Annotated in this window: 2 protein-coding genes and 1 tRNA gene; all 3 read left to right on the plus strand. The window is 56.0% G+C overall.

All coding sequences use genetic code 11. The features are described from left to right. Positions 1 to 1033: aldehyde dehydrogenase family protein (locus HYU99_07940; GenBank protein ID MBI2340278.1), on the plus strand; the 1033-nt coding region annotated here is incomplete at its 5' end. A gap of 113 nt (positions 1034 to 1146) precedes the next feature. Further along, positions 1147 to 1218 (plus strand) — tRNA-Val (locus HYU99_07945). Positions 1219 to 1261: 43 nt separating this feature from the next. Beyond that, on the plus strand, positions 1262 to 2892 hold a 1631-nt coding region (gene thrS / locus HYU99_07950), incomplete at its 3' end, for a threonine--tRNA ligase (protein MBI2340279.1).

Consider the following 2892-nt stretch of genomic DNA (forward strand, 5'->3'; position numbering starts at 1 on the left):
GAAGATCGGCGAACTCATCAAGGAGGCAGGGGTTCCGGGGACGGTGGTTGAAATCGTCACCGGCGATGGGGCGACCGGGTCTGCCCTTGTCGAATCGGATGTGAACAAAATCGTTTTTACCGGCTCGGTGGCTACCGGCAAAAGGATCATGGAGTCGGCCGCCAAGAGGCTGACACCGGTAACGCTTGAGCTGGGGGGAAAAGATCCGATGATCGTCCTCCCCGACGCCGATTTGGACCTCGCCAGTTCGGCAACGGTCTGGGGGGCCTTTTGCAACAGCGGTCAGGTCTGCGCGAGCATCGAGCGGGTCTATGTGCATGAGTCAATCGCCGACCGGTTCACCCAAATGGTGGTGGAAAAGACAAAAAAACTCCGCCAGGGGCCGGGAGAATCGGGCGAAGTGGACATTGGTTCGATGACCGCCGAGATGCAGATTGAAAAAGTGGAAAAGCAGGTGGAGGATGCCAAAAAGCGGGGGGCCAGGGTATTGACGGGGGGCGAGCGAAATCGGGAGTTTCCGGGGCGGTTCTACAAGCCCACCGTTTTAAGCGATGTGGATCACACCTTTCCGGTGGTGATGGAAGAAACCTTTGGACCGGTCCTTCCCATCATGACTTATTCGACACTTGATCAGGCGGTCAAACTGGCCAACGACTCGCCGTATGGATTGAACGCCTATGTCTGGGGAAAAAATCTCAAAACAGCACGAGGGGTGGCCTCGCGTCTTGTCGCCGGGACGGTGAATGTGAATGAGAGTGTTTTCAGCTTTGCCGTTCCGCAGACTCCGTGGGGAGGGCCGAAGGAGAGCGGGATCGGCCGGACGCACGGAGTCCCCGGTTTATTGGAAATGGTCCAGGTGCGGCATGTGTACACCAACAGGAAGGCCTTAAAGAGTTTCTGGTGGTATCCTTATTCTTCCGAAAAACGGGAGATGTTCAAGGTTCTGGCGCAGACCCTTTTTGGAAAAGGAATCTCGCGTCTCTCGGGACTGCTCAAATTTTTGGGGTTGATGCGGAAGGTAAAGACAATGTAGAGGGGGTGTTTCAGGCGCGTAGCTCAGTGGTGGGGACCCATGGCCCGCCGAGCGATTAGCGAGGATGAAGGGCCGTGGGGGCGGAGATTGAAGGATCACGGAAGTTTCTTAATAGGCGCGTAGCTCAGTGGTAGAGCACTTGCTCGACACGCAAGGGGTCAGCGGTTCAATCCCGCTCGCGCCTACATGGTTTGTAGACCCGGTCATGAATCTGATCCACTCGAACGCATGAGGCACTCGTGCGCGCATGTGATGGCCGACGCGGTGACCTCCATTTTTTCGGGGACAAAAGTGGCCATCGGCCCCTGTATCGACGACGGCTTTTATTACGATTTCGACATCAAGGCCCCCTTTAGCCCCGAAGATCTGCGGAAGATCGGGGAAAAAATGAAAGAAATCATTGCGCAGAATCTCCCCTTTGTCCGGAAAGAAATTTCCAAAAAAGAGGCGATTGAATTTTTCAAAAAACGGGAAGAAAAATACAAGGTGGAAATCATCGAGGGGTTGGGCGAGGGGGAGCCGATTTCCCTCTATCAGCACGGCGATTTTGTCGATCTGTGCAAGGGGCCTCATGTCGCCAAAACGGGCGACATCAAGTCCTTTCACCTGTTGAGTGTCGCCGGGGCCTACTGGCGCGGCGACGAAAAACGGGAGATGCTTCAGCGCATCTACGGCACCGCCTTTGAAAACGAAAAAGAGCTGAAGACCCATCTGGCCCGCCTCGAAGAGGCCGCCCGGCGCGACCACCGGAAGCTGGGAAGGGAGCTCGATCTTTTTTCGTTTCATCCCGAGGCGCCCGCCTCCCCCTTTTTTCACCCCAAGGGGGCGCTTGTTTACCGGATGTTAATCGACACTGTCCGCGACCATTATCGAACGGAGGGGTATCGGGAGGTGATCACGCCGGAGATTTTTGACCTTACCCTCTGGGAGCGTTCCGGCCATCTGGAGCATTTCAAGGAAAACATGTTCTTTACCGAAATTGAAAACCGCGAGATGGCGGTCAAGCCGATGAACTGCCCCGGCCATTGCCTGATGTTCGGTGAAAAAAAATGGTCATACCGCGAACTGCCGGTGCGGTTCGCCGACTTCGGCCGTCTTCATCGTTATGAACGGAGCGGCGTGACTCACGGCTTGACGCGCATTCGCACCTTTTCTCAGGACGACGCCCACATTTATTGCACCCCCGATCAGATGGGGGGCGAGATCCGGTCGTTTTTGAAGTTGATCCAAAAAATTTATCGCGATTTTGGTTTTACGGAGGTTCTGCTTGCCATCGCCACCCGGCCCGATCACGCCATCGGATCGCCGGAGGTTTGGGAGCAGGCCGAGGGGACATTGAAAAAGGCAATGGAGGAAGAGGGGCTCCCCTATAAAATCAATCCCGGCGAAGGAGCCTTTTACGGGCCGAAGATTGAATTTCAGGTGAAGGATGCGCTGGGACGGGCCTGGCAGCTGGGGACGCTTCAGGTGGACTATTCAATGCCCGAACGGTTCGATCTGGAATATGTCGGTCCCGACGGAAGGGCTTTAAGGCCGGTCATGCTTCACCGGGCCATCCTCGGTTCCATCGAACGCTTTTACGCGATCCTTCTCGAACATTGCGGCGGCGCCTTTCCGCTGTGGCTGGCCCCCGTCCAGGCGGTGGTCATTCCGATTACCGATTTGCAGAATGACTATGCCCTTCAGGTGAAAAACCGCCTTTTGGAGGAGGGAATCCGGACGGAAACGGACGACCGGAACGAAAAACTGGGGTTGAAGATTCGTGAGAATCAGCTTAAAAAGGTCCCTTACATGGCGGTTATCGGCGCCCGCGAGGCGGCGGACGGAAAGTTGAGCGTCCGGCACCGTTCGAAGGGGGA

This window comes from Deltaproteobacteria bacterium (assembly GCA_016183175.1).
In the GTDB taxonomy this organism is placed as follows: Bacteria; UBA10199; UBA10199; order UBA10199; family SBBF01; genus JACPFC01.